Origin of the sequence: Proteus cibi (genome assembly GCF_003144405.1) — a bacterium.
Lineage (GTDB): Bacteria > Pseudomonadota > Gammaproteobacteria > Enterobacterales > Enterobacteriaceae > Proteus > Proteus cibi.
This window is the reverse complement of record NZ_PENW01000008.1, coordinates 233,794-249,430: the sequence shown is the minus strand read 5'-3', so window position 1 is coordinate 249,430 and position 15,637 is coordinate 233,794. Positions and strand designations below refer to the sequence as shown.

The 15,637-nt window shown below is 40.9% G+C and carries 15 protein-coding genes; 4 read left to right on the top strand and 11 right to left on the bottom strand.

Features of this window, described 5'->3' with window-relative positions; translation table 11 throughout:
* Positions 1–120: 120 nt before the first annotated feature.
* The gene (gene zwf, locus DK865_RS03815) at positions 121–1,596 is read right to left on the bottom strand and encodes a glucose-6-phosphate dehydrogenase (RefSeq protein ID WP_023582082.1); all 1,476 of its coding nucleotides are present in this window, start codon (positions 1,594–1,596) and stop codon (positions 121–123) included.
* A gap of 351 nt (positions 1,597–1,947) precedes the next feature.
* Here zwf and DK865_RS03810 point away from each other — a divergent pair, with 351 nt between their 5' ends.
* Positions 1,948–2,790: a MurR/RpiR family transcriptional regulator gene (locus DK865_RS03810; RefSeq protein WP_109391231.1), complete on the top strand. Its 843-nt coding sequence runs from the start codon at positions 1,948–1,950 to the stop codon at positions 2,788–2,790.
* A 231-nt stretch (positions 2,791–3,021) separates the two neighbouring features.
* A complete protein-coding gene (gene pyk / locus DK865_RS03805; protein WP_109391230.1) occupies positions 3,022–4,464 on the top strand; it encodes a pyruvate kinase in 1,443 nt (480 codons plus the stop codon).
* A gap of 80 nt (positions 4,465–4,544) precedes the next feature.
* Here pyk and lpxM read toward each other — a convergent pair whose 3' ends face one another.
* From lpxM to znuA, 3 genes are all read right to left on the bottom strand, one after another.
* A complete protein-coding gene (lpxM, locus tag DK865_RS03800) occupies positions 4,545–5,519 on the bottom strand; it encodes a lauroyl-Kdo(2)-lipid IV(A) myristoyltransferase (protein ID WP_036913473.1) in 975 nt (324 codons plus the stop codon).
* A gap of 105 nt (positions 5,520–5,624) precedes the next feature.
* Positions 5,625–6,950 (bottom strand): murein DD-endopeptidase MepM, encoded by a 1,326-nt coding sequence (gene mepM / locus DK865_RS03795; RefSeq protein ID WP_036912947.1) that lies wholly within the window; start codon positions 6,948–6,950, stop codon positions 5,625–5,627.
* Between the two features lie 12 nt (positions 6,951–6,962).
* Entirely contained in the window at positions 6,963–7,907 is a 945-nt protein-coding gene (gene znuA / locus DK865_RS03790) for a zinc ABC transporter substrate-binding protein ZnuA (RefSeq protein WP_109391229.1), read from the bottom strand.
* A gap of 74 nt (positions 7,908–7,981) precedes the next feature.
* On the opposite strand from znuA, the gene znuC reads away from it, so the two are divergent.
* Both znuC and znuB read left to right on the top strand, forming a co-directional pair.
* Positions 7,982–8,707 carry a zinc ABC transporter ATP-binding protein ZnuC gene (gene znuC, locus DK865_RS03785; RefSeq protein ID WP_023582077.1) on the top strand — a complete coding sequence of 242 codons (726 nt, stop codon included), beginning with the start codon at positions 7,982–7,984 and terminating at the stop codon, positions 8,705–8,707.
* Positions 8,700–9,485: a zinc ABC transporter permease subunit ZnuB gene (gene znuB, locus DK865_RS03780; protein ID WP_023582076.1), complete on the top strand. Its 786-nt coding sequence runs from the start codon at positions 8,700–8,702 to the stop codon at positions 9,483–9,485. Before znuC ends, znuB begins: the two co-directional genes overlap by 8 nt.
* Before the next feature lie 114 nt (positions 9,486–9,599).
* Here znuB and DK865_RS03775 read toward each other — a convergent pair whose 3' ends face one another.
* The 7 genes from DK865_RS03775 to aspS form a co-directional block, all read right to left on the bottom strand.
* Positions 9,600–10,064, bottom strand: a complete 465-nt coding sequence (locus DK865_RS03775; RefSeq protein WP_023582075.1) for a macro domain-containing protein — start codon at positions 10,062–10,064, stop codon at positions 9,600–9,602.
* Between the two features lie 33 nt (positions 10,065–10,097).
* Positions 10,098–11,108, bottom strand: coding sequence for a Holliday junction branch migration DNA helicase RuvB (ruvB, locus tag DK865_RS03770; protein WP_036912945.1), 1,011 nt, complete (start codon positions 11,106–11,108; stop codon positions 10,098–10,100).
* Positions 11,109–11,120: 12 nt separating this feature from the next.
* Positions 11,121–11,741 carry a Holliday junction branch migration protein RuvA gene (ruvA, locus tag DK865_RS03765; protein ID WP_036912943.1) on the bottom strand — a complete coding sequence of 207 codons (621 nt, stop codon included), beginning with the start codon at positions 11,739–11,741 and terminating at the stop codon, positions 11,121–11,123.
* A gap of 103 nt (positions 11,742–11,844) precedes the next feature.
* Complete coding sequence (gene ruvC / locus DK865_RS03760; protein WP_006536599.1) at positions 11,845–12,366, bottom strand: crossover junction endodeoxyribonuclease RuvC; 522 nt, start codon at positions 12,364–12,366, stop codon at positions 11,845–11,847.
* A gap of 124 nt (positions 12,367–12,490) precedes the next feature.
* Positions 12,491–13,246, bottom strand: a complete 756-nt coding sequence (locus DK865_RS03755; protein ID WP_023582074.1) for a YebC/PmpR family DNA-binding transcriptional regulator — start codon at positions 13,244–13,246, stop codon at positions 12,491–12,493.
* A 27-nt stretch (positions 13,247–13,273) separates the two neighbouring features.
* A complete protein-coding gene (gene nudB, locus DK865_RS03750; RefSeq protein WP_162556604.1) occupies positions 13,274–13,708 on the bottom strand; it encodes a dihydroneopterin triphosphate diphosphatase in 435 nt (144 codons plus the stop codon).
* A gap of 3 nt (positions 13,709–13,711) precedes the next feature.
* Complete coding sequence (aspS, locus tag DK865_RS03745; RefSeq protein WP_023582072.1) at positions 13,712–15,496, bottom strand: aspartate--tRNA ligase; 1,785 nt, start codon at positions 15,494–15,496, stop codon at positions 13,712–13,714.
* Positions 15,497–15,637 lie beyond the last annotated feature (141 nt).

Genomic DNA, 15,637 nt, shown 5'->3' with positions numbered 1-15,637 from the left:
ATTTAGTTTAAAATCAAGAGAATATTTAGCCATAGAAAAACACCCCAAAGTTGGTGTCCAACTTTTGGGGTGCAGTTCATAACTGGGTGTTTTCTTCTTAGAATTGACCATCAAAATCAATTATTCAATTTCATTCCAAGAGCGACCATCACGCGTGATCATTGCAACAGATGCAACAGGTCCCCATGTCCCCGCTTGATATGGCTTAGGCAGCTCATTATCGCATTCCCATGCATTGATAATTGAATCAACCCATTTCCATGCTTCTTCCACTTCGTCACGACGCACAAACAACGCTTGAATGCCACGCATGGCTTCTAACAATAAACGCTCGTAAGCATCCGCTAAATGCGTTTGGTTGAATGTTTCAGAGAAACTCAAGTCCAGCTTAGTGGTTTGTAAACGGTGTTTATGATCGAGCCCAGGTGCTTTATTTAGCACTTCGATATCAATACCTTCATCTGGCTGTAAACGGATAGTCAGCTTATTTTGCGGTAGCTCTTGATAAGTCTCACTGAAGATATTCAGCGCTGGTTTTTTAAAATAAACCACAACTTCTGAGCATTTACTTGGTAGACGTTTACCTGTTCTTAAATAGAACGGAACACCAGCCCAACGCCAGTTATCAATATCAGCACGGATTGCTACAAATGTTTCTGTATTGCTGGTTTTATTGGCACCTTCTTCATCAAGATAACCGGGGACTTTTTTACCTTGTACAAAACCGCCTGTATATTGCCCACGCACCGTTTTTTCACGAATATTCGTGTTATCAATACGGCGTAATGAACGTAAAACTTTCACTTTCTCTTGACGAATACTGTCAGCGGTTAAATCCGCTGGCGGTGACATCGCAATCATCGTCAGGATCTGCAATAGATGATTTTGCACCATATCACGCATTTGACCTGCTTGATCAAAGTATCCCCAACGTCCTTCAATACCCACTTCTTCTGCAACTGTAATTTGGACATGATCAATCGTTTTATTGTCCCAGTTGTTAACAAACAGTGAGTTTGCAAAGCGCAGTGCTAATAGGTTTAAAACCGTTTCTTTACCTAAATAGTGGTCAATACGATAAATTTGACTTTCTTTAAAGTATTTCGCCACGCTATCGTTAATAGAAACAGAAGACGCCAAATCTGTCCCTAATGGCTTTTCCATTACGACACGATTAGGCTCTTTATTTAATTTTGCATGACCTAATCCCTGACACATTGCACTAAAGGTGCTTGGCGGCATAGCAAAGTAATAGATAGCCGGTAATTTATCTTGTTTTAGATGCTTTGATAACTCAATAAAATGGTCGGTTTCATTCACATCAAGATTACAAAAATCTAAGCGATCACTTAAACGTTGCCAAATTTCAGGATTAATGTCTTCTTTTAAAAAGGTTTTTAACGCTTCATGAGCGACATTTTTATATGCCTCTACATCCCAATCAGCACGACCGACACCAATAATGCGAGAGTCAGGGTGAATATATCCTGCTTTTTCCAATTGATATAATGATGGAATGAGCTTACGGCGTGCGAGATCCCCTTTCGTACCGAAGATAACCAGATCACAGGCCTGAGCAGTCGATATCGCTGCCATAGAACGTCTCCTCATGATGAGATTTTGTAATTTTGTTACATAATTTTGTATTAATGTACTCTTTTGAATGTATTCAGTAAATACACTCGCACATTTTAGTCTCTAACTTATCACACATATTGTAATGCTTCATTTTATGCCTAGCGTTTTATCCTTTCTTGTAACTTTACAACAGTTTTGTTTCTTGTTTTCAGCTTTGAAAGTTAGACACACGTCATACTTTAACGAAAAAAGCCCTGTTTACCGATGGTTTACACTGCAAGCCTTGTTCTTTGCGTAGTATATTTTCATAAAACCGTTATAGATTTCTCCTTTTATTGAAATTGGCAAAGCCAAGGATCTGTATATTTAATGAATATATTGGAAAGGGTTCAGTCTAATCTGGACATCTTGAGCAAATCAGAAAAAAAAGTCGCAGAGGCTGTTTTAACTGCGCCACAAACAGTTATCCATTCAAGTATTGCCTTAATGGCTAAAACGGCTGATGTCAGTGAGCCGACTGTTAATCGTTTTTGCCGACGTATGGCAACAAAAGGATTTCCTGATTTCAAATTACAACTAGCACAAAGTATTGCCAACGGCACACCTTATGTAAATCGTAATATTGATGATTCCGATACGGTCTCCTCTTATACCAATAAAATTTTTGAATCCGCAATGGCGGGACTTGAAAACGTTAAAAATAATATTGATATCGCCACTATCAATCGTGCCGTTGATATTTTGACACAAGCTAAAAAAATCTCTTTTTTTGGTTTGGGGGCATCCGCAGCCGTTGCTCACGATGCCATGAATAAGTTTTCTCGTTTTAATATTCCTGTCACTTATTTTGATGATGTTATTATGCAACGTATGAGTTGCATAAATAGTACTGATGGTGATGTGGTCGTGATTATTTCACATACAGGACGTACTAAAAATTTAGTTGAAATTGCAAAAATCGCCCGTGAAAACGATGCTGCCGTGATTGCCATTACAACGCCAGGCTCTCTTTTAGCCTCTGAAGCGACCCTTCCCATCTTGCTTGATGTGCCTGAAGATACCGATATTTACATGCCGATGATCTCCCGCCTTGCACAACTCACTATTATTGATGTTCTCGCAACAGGATTTATTTTACGCCGAGGACCAAAATTCAGAGATAACTTGAAGCGCGTCAAAGAAGCTTTACGTGATTCACGGTTTGATAAGTAACCGTTTTTAATTATTCTGTTAGTATTGTCACACTTCCCATTGTGCCCCTGACTAGATAAGTTTTTGAAAAATGGTAGCATATCTGCGAGCTAACTCTCGCATATAATGAAAACAGTAGTGTGTGTTGCAATTAGCTTGAAGCGTTTCACTTAACATATTGGATAAAACTCAGTTTGATCCCTGTTTTATCCAATTGCCAACACCTTTCGTTCAAGGTCAACGGAGTAATACATGTCCAGACGGCTCAGAAGAACAAAAATTGTTACCACCTTAGGCCCAGCAACAGATCGTGATAATAACTTAGAAAAAATTATTATTGCTGGCGCAAATGTTGTTCGATTAAATTTCTCTCATGGTTCTGCGGAAGATCATCTTGCTCGTGCTAATCGCACGCGTGAAATTGCAGCAAGATTAGGTCGCCATGTTGCTATTCTCGGGGATTTACAAGGTCCTAAAATCCGTGTATCTACCTTTAAAGATGGAAAAGTTTTCCTGAATGTCGGTGATAAATTCTTACTTGATGCGGCACTCGAAAAAGGCGAAGGCAATCAAAATCAAGTAGGTATTGATTATAAAGGCTTACCCGCCGATGTGGTTCCAGGCGATATTTTACTTCTTGATGATGGTCGAGTTCAGTTAAAAGTCCTCAAAGTAGATGGCTTAAAAGTCTTTACTGAAGTGACTGTCGGTGGCCCTTTATCTAACAATAAAGGTATTAATAAGCTCGGTGGTGGTCTCTCTGCTGATGCATTAACAGAAAAAGATAAGCAAGATATTATCACGGCTGCAAAAATCGGTGTTGATTACCTTGCCGTTTCATTCCCAAGAACGGGCGAAGATCTTAACCTTGCTCGTCGTTTAGCCCGTGATGCTGGCTGTGAATGCCAAATCGTTTCAAAAGTAGAACGAGCGGAAGCCGTTGCTAATGATGAAATCATTGATGAAATCATTCTTGCTTCAGATGTGGTGATGGTTGCGCGTGGCGATTTAGGCGTTGAAATTGGTGATCCTGAGCTAGTTGGCGTACAAAAAAAATTAATTCGTCGTGCTCGTCAGCTTAATCGAGTCGTTATCACTGCCACTCAAATGATGGAATCAATGATAACAAATCCGATGCCAACTCGTGCCGAAGTTATGGACGTTGCTAACGCTGTATTGGATGGTACTGATGCCGTTATGCTTTCAGCAGAAACCGCGGCTGGGCAATATCCCGCAGAAACCGTTGCTTCTATGGCACAGGTCTGCTTAGGTGCTGAAAAAATGCCAGCTGCCAATGTTTCTAAGCACCGTTTAGATATGGTGTTTGATACAGTGGAAGAAGCCATTGCGATGTCTACAATGTATGCAGCTAACCATATGAGAGGCGTTAATGCGATTATTGCGATGACGGAATCAGGTCGTACTGCACGCATGATGTCTCGTATCAGTACAGGTTTACCTATTTTCTCAATGTCGCGTCATGAGAAAACATTAAATCAGACCGCTCTGTATCGTGGTGTAACACCTGTTTATTGCAGTACTCACACTGATGGTATTGCCGCTGCTAATGAGGCAATTGGTCGTCTGCGTGATAAAGGTTTCTTAGTTTCTGGTGATTTAGTGTTAGTCACTCAAGGTGACCAAATGGGCACCGTCGGCAGCACCAATACATGCCGTATTCTGACGGTTGAATAATACAGCGTTCTAAATATTAATAACAAAACGGGCACTTAATAAAGTGCCCGTTTTTTATTTACTTATTTTTCGTGCAAGAACTAGTCTAAAATATTCTCACGAGCATAAGGCTCTATTTCACCCTCTTTACGTGTCTTTAATAATTTTAAGATCCACGTATATTGCTCTGGTGTTGGTGTCACGAGTGCTTCTAACTCTTCATTCATTCTGCGTGCAATGTATGCATCATCTTTATCTGCAATATCATCCATTGGTTCACGAACAATAATATTCAGCTGATGTGTTTTATGACAATACACGGGAAACAACGGTACGATAGCGGCTCGGCACACTTTCATTAACCGCCCAATCGCAGGTAATGTCGCTTTATAGGTACCGAAAAAATCCACAAATTGGCTATGCTCGGCACCATGATCTTGATCTGGCAGATAATAACCCCAGTAACCTTGTCGCACAGAAGCAATAAAAGGCTTAATACCTGCTTCGCGTGAATGTAATCGACCATCAAAATGATGACGTGCTTTATTCCATAAATAATCAGCAACAGGATCTTTTTGGTGATGAAACATCGCTGCCATTTTCTGACCTGTTGATGCTAATAGCATTGCTGGGATATCAACTGCCCAGCCATGAGGTACCATAAAAATAACATTACGACCTTGCTCTTTAAAACGCTCAATAATGTCTAATCCCTGCCAAGAGGTCCGTTTTAATATACGATCAGGACCTCTTAAACAAAGCTCTGCTAACATCACAAAGGATTGAGGCGCAGTTTCAAACATACTGTCGAGTACATTTTCACGTTGCGTTTTATTCCATGTTGGAAAACAGTATCTCAAGTTGATATCTGCACGACGTCTTGCGCTTTTCGCTTTACGTCCAACAAAACGACCAATAGAAGCAAGAAATGGATCACGCCATTTTACTGGCATATAAGCTAATGCACTTAATACACCTGCACCTAACCATGTTCCCCAATGACGAGGATGCAAATATGCACGGTGAAAAGTGGGTACATAACCCGCTTTGCTATCTGTATCTTTTTCTTTATTCATCAGATAACTCTCTGAACTGATACCCCAAATAGGCGTAAAAAACATTAAAACAAAAACGGATGATATCAATCATCCGCTTTTATGTCTTTAAAATCGTGTTTATTGTCAATCGGCTAGCACTAATTGAGGTTTGATCTCTTTTACTTTGGCAAGATATTCTTGTTTATCTTTACCTGTTAAACCGTCAGCTCGAGGCAATGTTGCCGTTAGTGGATTGACTGCTTGTTGGTTGATCCACAGCTCATAATGCAAATGAGGCCCAGTAGAACGTCCAGTATTCCCTGATAACGCAATTCTATCTCCACGCTTAACACGTTGTCCCGGTTTTACAAGTAGCTGACGTAAGTGCATATAACGTGTTGTATATTGGCTACCATGACGAATAGCGATAAAGTTGCCTGCCGCACCACTGTATTTGGCAACGATCACTTCACCATCCCCTGTTGCTAATACAGGCGTACCTACAGGCATAGCAAAGTCAACACCTTTATGGGCAGCTAAACGACCTGTAACAGGGTTAATACGGCGAGGGTTAAATTGAGAGGATACTCTAAACTGTTTCACTGTTGGGAATCGCATAAATCCACGTTCTAATCCCCCCGCTTGGCTATCATAAAAACGACCGTCTTCAGCAAGGAAAGCATAGTAGTCTTTACCTGCGCTGCGTAAACGCACACCAATAAGTTCACTTTGCTCTGTACGGCCATCAAGCACTTCGCGAGAAAAGAGTGCCGCAAATTGATCGCCACTTTGTAGTTTTTTAAAATCGACTTGCCATTGCAATGCTTTAGTCACTGCACGCGCTTCTGAATTTGTTAAACCGGCATTCGTTGCACTAACGGAGAAACTGCCGCGAATAACGCCAGTGGTAACACTGTTTTTCCACTCACCTTTTTGAAATTCTTTTGTCTCTTTAAAGCCCGTTTCTGTACGGGTATAAACACGTGTTTCACGACGCGAAACGCCCCAGCTTAACTCTTTTAGCAAGCCATTATCATCAAGCTCCCAACTAATAGGCTGCCCGATTTTAAGGTTTCTAAGATCTTTATTTTGATTAGAGATAGTTGCGATATCAGCAGAATCAATACCAAACTGAGTCAGTATTGAACTTAGTGAATCACCACTAGAGACAATATAAGTATGAGGAACTTGTGCAACCGCAGTGCTCGTATCAGAGCCATCTTCTGCACCGACTAAGCCTTCATCAGTAAGTTGATCACTACTGTCAGTGATAATGTCATCTGTATTTTCACTTTGTACGGCTGAAGGCATTTGAATGCTGACAGGAACTTCTCGGTTTTGCTCATTTTGAAGAACCACTGGTCGCCAAATTGCGACGGCCAGTGTTGCAGCAGTTAACGAACCGAGCATGATCTTATGTGGGAGTGGTAAACTTAAATATACCTGTGCAATGGATTTCTTCTGCTGCACGTTATTAATTCCTTATTGTGTTTCATTCAGGCAGCTCGCATATTGGTTAGCTAGTTGGCTAAGGAATTTTGTATAACTCTCTTGAGTCAGAGCAATCCCACTTCCTAGGGGGTCTAATACACCCATTTTAACCCCAGTGCCTTTCGCCACTGTTTCTATTACTGTCGGCCTAAATTGTGGCTCAGCAAAAATGCAGGTTGCTTTTTGCTCAACCAATTGTGTTCGTATTTGATGTAATTTCTGCGCGCCCGGCTGTATTTCAGGGTTGATCGTAAAATGACCTAACGGCTTTAAATTATAATGTTTTTCGAAGTAGCCATAAGCATCATGAAAGACAAAATAACCCTTATTTCTCACAGGCGACAGAATATTAACAAGATTCTTATCAGTTTGCTTGAGTTGTTCGCTGAATTTACCTAGGTTTACGTCCAGAAGTTCTTTTTTATCTGGATAGAGTGTTATTAACCTTTCGTGGATCTGTTTTGCAGACGACAACGCAATCTCTGGTGATAACCAGATGTGCATATTATAATCACCGTGAGAATGATGTTCGTGATTTTCCTCATGTTTATGCACATTGTCATCATCATCTTTCAATAAAAGTGACTTTATCTCGTCAGTTTCCGCTAAAGCCAACTTATGATTGTCAGTAAGTCTGTTTAATGGCTTATCTAAAAACACTTCCATATCAGGCCCTACCCATACCATCAGGTCTGCGGAGGTGATTTTTTTCAAATCAGAGGGTTTTAATGCATAATCGTGTGGAGAGGCTCCATCGGGTAATAAAACCTCCGTTGGTGTTACTCCATCAGCGATAGCTGCAGCAATAAATCCTAATGGTCTAACGGAAACGACGACATCAGCCTGCACTGAAGCACTGAATGAGCTTATCATCGCTGTCGCTAAAAATGATTTCAATAAAAAACGATGCGCAAATTTGTTGTTTTTATGTAACATAGGAAGAATTCTCGTGAATCATCATTGGAAATGTTATATTATAACGTTTCAATGATTCTGCAAGTGCTAATTTTATGTCTGACTTGATTTGTTTAAAATCGGTTTGTGTTTCTTTTGGTGAAAAGGAAATTTTAAAAAATATCTCTTTTGATCTAAAAGCAGGCCGTATTCTTACTTTACTTGGCCCTAATGGTGCCGGTAAATCTACCGTTATCCGTTTAGTTCTTGGTTTATTGAACCCAACCTCAGGAAAAGTTGAGCGACAAAACGCGCTACGAGTGGGCTATGTGCCACAAAAACTTTATCTCGATCCCACTATGCCACTTACCGTTAAACGGTTTATGACACTAAAACCAGGAGTTCATGATAGAGATATTCTCCCTGCTTTAGAACGAGTTAATGCGGCTAAATTAATCGATCAGCCTATGCAGAAACTTTCTGGTGGTGAGTCTCAACGTGTATTGTTAGCAAGAGCATTGCTTAATCAGCCCCAACTTTTAGTTTTAGATGAACCCACCCAAGGTGTTGATGTTAATGGTCAATTAGCTCTGTATGATTTAATTAATCAGCTTCGTCATGAATTAGGTTGTGCCATCTTGATGGTTTCTCATGATCTTCATCTTGTGATGGCAAAAACAGACGAAGTCCTCTGTTTAAATGGTCATATTTGCTGTTCGGGCACACCTGATGTTGTTTCTTCGCACCCTGAATTTATTGCCATGTTTGGAAGTCGTGGTGCTGAGCAACTTGGTATTTATCGTCATCATCACCAGCATAGTAAGGAGTGTCGTCATGATTGAGTTGCTGTTACCGGGTTGGATTGCCGGTATGCTCTTAGCAATGGCGGCGGGCCCTTTGGGCTCTTTTGTCGTTTGGCGCCGGATGTCTTATTTTGGTGATACCCTAGCACACGCCTCACTACTGGGGGTTGCTTTTGGCTTGCTATTTAACATTGAGCCTTTTTATGCGGTGATTGCTGTCACACTTCTGCTCGCTATTTTATTAGTCTGGTTAGAATTAAAACCTCAACTTTCTGTTGATACTCTTTTAGGGATCATGGCACACAGTGCGCTTTCTTTAGGGCTTGTGGTAGTAAGTTTAATGTCAAATGTGCGTGTTGATTTAATGGCTTATCTGTTTGGTGATTTGCTGTCTGTCAACTATCAAGACGTTATCAGTATTTTTATTGGTGTTGTGATTGTTTTATTTGTGATTATTCGCTCATGGCGCCCACTACTTTCAATGACAATTAATCAAGATATGGCATTTGTTGATGGTGTGAATATTCAGCGAGAACGCTTAAAGTTAATGATGATCACCGCATTAACTATTGGTTTAGCGATGAAGTTTGTTGGCGCGCTGATCATTACCTCTTTACTCATCATCCCTGCGGCAACAGCTCGCCGTTTTGCTCGTTCTCCTGAGCAAATGGCTCTGATTGCAATCGCTGTTGGTATGTTGGCAATTACAGGCGGTTTAACTTTCTCTGCTTTCTATGACACCCCCGCTGGCCCTTCTGTGGTTTTAGCCGCGAGTTGTCTATTTATCTTGAGTTTATTAGCACCGACTAAACAGTAATATTCCTAGCTCGTTAGATAAATAACAATAAACCCCAATAACAGAGTGCTATTGGGGTTTATTTTTGCCAAATTTCAATTGAATATCTGAAAATTGCTATTTCTGCTTTTTACTTCATTCTATTTCGTCGATGGGAGCATAAATTAGCACATGGACATCTGTTAAGGGTTCCATTGCGCTTTTAATTTTTTCATACACCACAGGCCATTCTAAGCCGCCTAACCCTGCCCCTAAAGGTGGAATAGCAATAGATTTAATCTTGCGCTGTTTAATTTCATCAACCAGTGTAATTAATCCCGCTTCAATATCTTCAATGCAACTTGCATTTCGCCAATGTCGTTTTGTTGGAAAATTGACAATAAAACGAGGATTCGTCGCTTTTGGTATTTCATAAATAAACATCACACCAGGTGTCAGCGCTTTATTTTTGCACGCTAAAGCATAAGCGTTGAAATTATCAGGCCATGCTTTTTTAAACTGTAAAGCAATACCTCGCCCCATTACCCCCACACAATTGACAGCATTTACAATTGCTTCAGTGTTTGCATGTAAAAGATTGCCTCGCGTCAGTTCTATCATTTGATTACCTTTAATTCCGTACTGATATCAATGCTAAGGCTCTTCGACAATACGATTAAAATGACGATAAGCATGATGAGTGGCAACACGACCTCGTGGTGTGCGCTGTATAAAACCTTGCTGTATTAAGTAAGGCTCTAATACATCTTCAATCGTTTCTCGCTCTTCACCAATTGCGGCGGCAAGGTTATCAAGTCCAACAGGCCCCCCCATAAATTTATCAATGATGGCGAAAAGAAGTTTACGATCTAAATAATCAAAACCAGCCGCATCCACATTCAGCATATCAAGCGCTTTAGAAGCAATCTCTTCATCAATGGCACCATTACCCTTTACTTGGGCAAAGTCTCTCACGCGACGCAATAATCGGTTAGTAATACGCGGTGTGCCTCGTGAACGCATAGCAATTTGACGAGCACCTTCATCTGTCATCTCTAATCCCATAAAACTGGCACTACGAGAAACAATGTGTTGAAGATCGTCAACATTATAAAATTCAAGGCGTTGAACAATACCAAAACGGTCACGCAATGGAGAGGTTAAAGAGCCTGCTCTGGTAGTTGCTCCCACTAAGGTAAATGGAGGTAGATCAATTTTAATTGAACGCGCCGCTGGTCCTTCACCAATCATGATATCAAGTTGATAATCTTCCATTGCTGGGTAAAGAATTTCTTCAACAACGGGTGAAAGACGATGGATCTCATCAATAAATAATACGTCATGAGGCTCAAGATTAGTTAGCATCGCGGCGAGATCACCCGCTTTTTCAAGTACAGGACCTGATGTTGTCCGTAAATTAACTCCCATTTCATTAGCAATGATATTTGCCAATGTGGTTTTACCTAATCCCGGAGGTCCAAAGATAAGCAAATGATCGAGTGCATCATGACGCAATTTAGCCGCCTGAATAAAAATCTCCATTTGTTCTCGAACTTGTGGTTGTCCAACATATTCGGCAAGAGATTTAGGGCGAATAGCCCTATCAATAATTTCTTCTTCAGGTTGTTGAATTTCTGCTGAAATCAGGCGATCTGCTTCAATCACAATGTGTTACTCCTAAATAGCCGCACGCAACGCTTCTTTGATAAGCGTCTCGCTATCTGTACCCAGTTTTGCCACTTTACTGATCATTTTTGCAGCTTCTTGTGGTTTATAGCCTAATGCAATTAATGCAGCAGAGGCTTCAGCTTCAATATCAGCCGCTTTTGGCGCTTTAGGTGAAGTGCTTTCTGGTAACTCAATATCACTATTTTCGAATAAATCACCATTAAGACCTTTAAAGCGATCTTTCATTTCGACAACTAAACGCTCAGCGGTTTTCTTACCTACACCTGGTAATTTCACTAGTGAAGAGATAGATTCATTTTCAATGGCGGTGACAAATTGACGAGCAGACATGCCAGACAGAATAGCTAAGGCGAGTTTAGGTCCCACACCATTCACTTTAATTAATTCACGAAAAAGTGCGCGTTCTTGTTTTTGGTTAAAACCGTAAAGTAATTGTGCATCTTCGCGTACGATAAATTGCGTATAGATAATGGCTTCGTGACCAATATCAGGCAATTCATAAAAACAGGTCATTGGCATATTGATTTCATAACCTACACCATTACCTGCCTCGATCAGCACCACCGGTGGCTGTTTTTCAAGAATAATTCCTCTGATACGACCTATCACCCTAACGCCTCCGCAAATATAATTACGCCAAGTTTATAACATAAAAAAAGCTGGACGTATATCCAGCTTGTGAAAAACCAAAGACATTTACCAAGATAACCACTTATCTTAACCGACCTCGCGTTAAAACCAGACGTGGATCACCTACACGTAATAAATTTTGGTTAAAGTGGCAATGTGTAATCGCAATCGCCAATGCATCGGCAGCATCCGATTGTGGTGCTGCGGATAATTTTAATATTGAACGCACCATATGCTGTACTTGGCTTTTTTCAGCGGCGCCAGTACCCACAACGGTCTGTTTGACTTGGCGTGCGGCATATTCAAAAACAGGAAGATCGTTATTCACTGCGGCAAGTATTGCTACACCACGCGCTTGCCCAAGTTTAAGTGCCGAATCCGCATTTTTAGCCATAAATACTTGCTCAACCGCAAACACATCCGGCGAAAATTGAGTAATGATTTCGCTAACACCTGCATAAATACGTTTAAGTCGATTAGGAAGGTCGGGAACTTGTGTGCGAATACAACCGCTTCCCAAATAGATAAGTTGTCGCCCTTGCTGTCGAATGACACCATAGCCGGTAACACGCGAACCAGGGTCTATACCTAGAATGATAGCCATATCAATTCCTGTTGCCGATATGGTCGATGGCGAGAGAAAAGAGCAAAAAAATCTGCTCTGCTCTTCTCTTCGCACTTTTAATAACAGCGTTAAACACCGTTATTTTCGATAATTGCAAAAACGATTACAGGATATCTTCCAGTTGTTTTGCAACTTCATCTGAGATATCACCGTTGTGATACACTTCTTGTACGTCATCACTGTCTTCTAACATATCAATAAGACGCATTAATTTTGGTGCAGTTTCAATATCTAATTCTGCTTTAGTCGATGGGATCATTGAAACTTCTGCTGATTCAGCCACAAAACCTGCTGCATCCATCGCATCTTTTACTTCACCAAAAGATTCTGGTGTCGTGTAAACATCAATAGCGCCATCATCAAAAGTTTCAACGTCATCAGCACCTGCTTCCAACGCAGCTTCCATAACGGCATCTTCATCAACACCTGGTGCGTATGAAATGACCCCTTTTTTGGTAAACAGATAAGATACAGAACCATCTGTTCCTAAGTTACCACCTGTTTTGGTAAATGCATGGCGAACATCGGAAACAGTACGGTTACGATTATCACTTAAGCATTCAACCATCACAGCAGTACCTGCTGGGCCGTAGCCTTCATAAATGATGGTTTCCATATTATCGTTTTCATCATTACCCACACCGCGTGCAATTGCACGATTTAAGGTGTCACGAGTCATGTTGTTCGATAATGCTTTATCAACTGCCGCACGTAAACGCGGGTTAGTTGCAGGATCACCACCACCTAAACGTGCTGCTGTAACTAATTCACGGATGATTTTAGTGAAAATTTTACCGCGTTTCGCATCTTGCGCTGCTTTACGGTGTTTTGTATTGGCCCATTTACTATGACCTGCCATGAAATATCTCCAAACGTGGTCTAATCATTAAATAACAAATTCTTCAATCGCTTGCTGATTACTGGCGGATTTTGTTAATTTTGCCGCCAGTGACGCGTCTAACCATTGGTATTGCGAATGCTCAGTTAGCACAATATCTCGCTCTGCGGGCAGTGCTAACGTAAACCAATGTTCCTGACAATGAGTAACATCTGGTGCATAACGATGCCGAAAATGTGCAAAAATTTCAAAAAGAATTGAGCGGTGGCAATCCACCAGCTCAAGATTTTCTTTTATGATATCAATTCCCACTTCTTCTTGCACTTCACGCAACGCCGTTTGAAAAGGGGTTTCATTCTCTTCTAAGCTACCAGTTACAGATTGCCAGAAATCCGGATCATCTCGACGCTTTAGCATAAGCACCCGTTTGGTCTCTTTTGCATAAATAACAACTAAAACGGATATCGGGCGCTTATATTTCATCATTTACTCTTTATCTTCGCTAACTTCTTTTTGAGTCACTGCAATCGCTAACTCTTTTAAAGAATCTTCATTAGCAAAGCTTGGCGCATTAGTCATTAAACACGCAGCCGCTGTTGTTTTAGGGAAAGCAATAACATCACGGATGTTATCAGTACCGGTTAACAACATCACTAAACGGTCTAAACCAAATGCTAAACCTGCATGTGGTGGAGTACCAAATTTAAGTGCATCTAATAAGAAACCAAATTTCTCTTGTTGCTCATTCGGTGTAATACCTAAAATGCTAAATACGGCTTGTTGCATTTCATTACGGTGAATACGGACTGAACCGCCACCCACTTCATAACCATTAATGACCATATCATAAGCATTTGCCACAGCACCTACTGGATGTGCTGTCAATTCAGCAGGAGATAAGTCTTTGGGTGAAGTAAATGGATGGTGCATCGCACTTAAACTACCCGTTTCTTCATCTTCTTCAAACATTGGGAAGTCAATGACCCACAATGGTTTCCATGCATTTAAATCTGTCAGTTCAAGATCACGCCCCACTTTCAGACGTAGAGCCCCCATCGCATCACTCATTGTGCCTTTACGACCCGCACCAAAGAAGATTAAATCACCGTCTGTAGCGCCTGTTGTTTCTAAAATAGCGTTAACAACATCGTTAGTTAGGAATTTAGCGATTGGGCTTTGTACACCCTCAATGCCTTTTGCGCTTTCGTTGACTTTCATCCACGCAAGACCTTTAGCACCGTAGATACCAACAAACTGTGTATATTCGTCAATATTCTTACGGGTTAATGATGCACCACCCGGTACACGCAATGCGATAACACGGCATCTTTCATCGTTGGCAGCCTGCGCAAATACACTGAACTCAACATCTTTAACTAAATCAGCGATGTCTTTAAGTTCCATTGGGTTACGTAAATCGGGTTTGTCTGAACCATAACGACGCATTGCTTCAGCAAAAGTCATTACAGGGAACGCACCTAAATCGACATTAAGAATATCTAACCATAATGCATGGATCATACGCTCCATCACTTCGCGCACTTGATCTGCACTCATGAAAGAGGTTTCAACATCGATCTGTGTAAATTCAGGCTGACGGTCAGCACGTAAATCTTCATCGCGGAAACATTTTACGATTTGATAGTAACGATCAAAGCCAGACATCATTAACAGCTGTTTAAAAAGCTGTGGTGATTGTGGTAATGCGTAGAATTTACCTTTATGTACACGACTTGGCACTAAATAGTCACGCGCACCTTCTGGTGTCGCTTTTGTCAGCATTGGTGTTTCAACATCAAGGAAACCTTCACCATCCATAAAACGGCGAACAAAGCTTGTGATTTTAGCACGCGTTTTTAAGCGCTCGGACATTTCAGGGCGACGTAGGTCTAAATAACGATAAGTTAAACGACGCTCTTCAGTATTTGTTTGATTACTATCTAACGGTAATGGCTCTGAACGGTTAAAAATAGACAGAGATTCTGCCGCTAACTCAATTTCACCTGTTGCCATATTTTTATTAACTTGGCTATCAGGACGAGCGCGTACTGTTCCTGTGACTTGAATACAAAATTCATTACGCAGTTCTGAAGCCTGAGAAAATGCCTCTTTCTGTTCTGGGTCAAAGAAGACTTGAACAATACCTTCGCGATCTCGCATATCAATAAAGATAAGTCCACCTAAATCACGGCGACGGTTAACCCAACCACAAAGAGTCACTTTTTGGCCCACATGGGCGCTATTCAACTGCCCACAATAATTAGTACGCATACAATATCCTTTTACTCAGCTTGTTGTGCTTTCTGCTGCGGAAATTTTGGCAATAGTCTTTTTCGAGTAGTGTCAAAAAAAAGGCAGACATTATAACGAAAATTCTTCCCGGAGATAAGAGTATAGACCTAGTTTATATGA

Coding starts and splice junctions, on each gene's coding strand:
- zwf (WP_023582082.1), bottom strand. CDS start 1,596: ATGGCAGCGATATCGACTGCTCAGGCCTGTGATCTGGTTATCTTCGGT.
- DK865_RS03810 (WP_109391231.1), top strand. CDS start 1,948: ATGAATATATTGGAAAGGGTTCAGTCTAATCTGGACATCTTGAGCAAA.
- pyk (WP_109391230.1), top strand. CDS start 3,022: ATGTCCAGACGGCTCAGAAGAACAAAAATTGTTACCACCTTAGGCCCA.
- lpxM (WP_036913473.1), bottom strand. CDS start 5,519: ATGAATAAAGAAAAAGATACAGATAGCAAAGCGGGTTATGTACCCACT.
- znuA (WP_109391229.1), bottom strand. CDS start 7,907: ATGTTACATAAAAACAACAAATTTGCGCATCGTTTTTTATTGAAATCA.
- znuC (WP_023582077.1), top strand. CDS start 7,982: ATGTCTGACTTGATTTGTTTAAAATCGGTTTGTGTTTCTTTTGGTGAA.
- znuB (WP_023582076.1), top strand. CDS start 8,700: ATGATTGAGTTGCTGTTACCGGGTTGGATTGCCGGTATGCTCTTAGCA.
- DK865_RS03775 (WP_023582075.1), bottom strand. CDS start 10,064: ATGATAGAACTGACGCGAGGCAATCTTTTACATGCAAACACTGAAGCA.
- ruvC (WP_006536599.1), bottom strand. CDS start 12,366: ATGGCTATCATTCTAGGTATAGACCCTGGTTCGCGTGTTACCGGCTAT.
- DK865_RS03755 (WP_023582074.1), bottom strand. CDS start 13,246: ATGGCAGGTCATAGTAAATGGGCCAATACAAAACACCGTAAAGCAGCG.
- nudB (WP_162556604.1), bottom strand. CDS start 13,708: ATGAAATATAAGCGCCCGATATCCGTTTTAGTTGTTATTTATGCAAAA.
- aspS (WP_023582072.1), bottom strand. CDS start 15,496: ATGCGTACTAATTATTGTGGGCAGTTGAATAGCGCCCATGTGGGCCAA.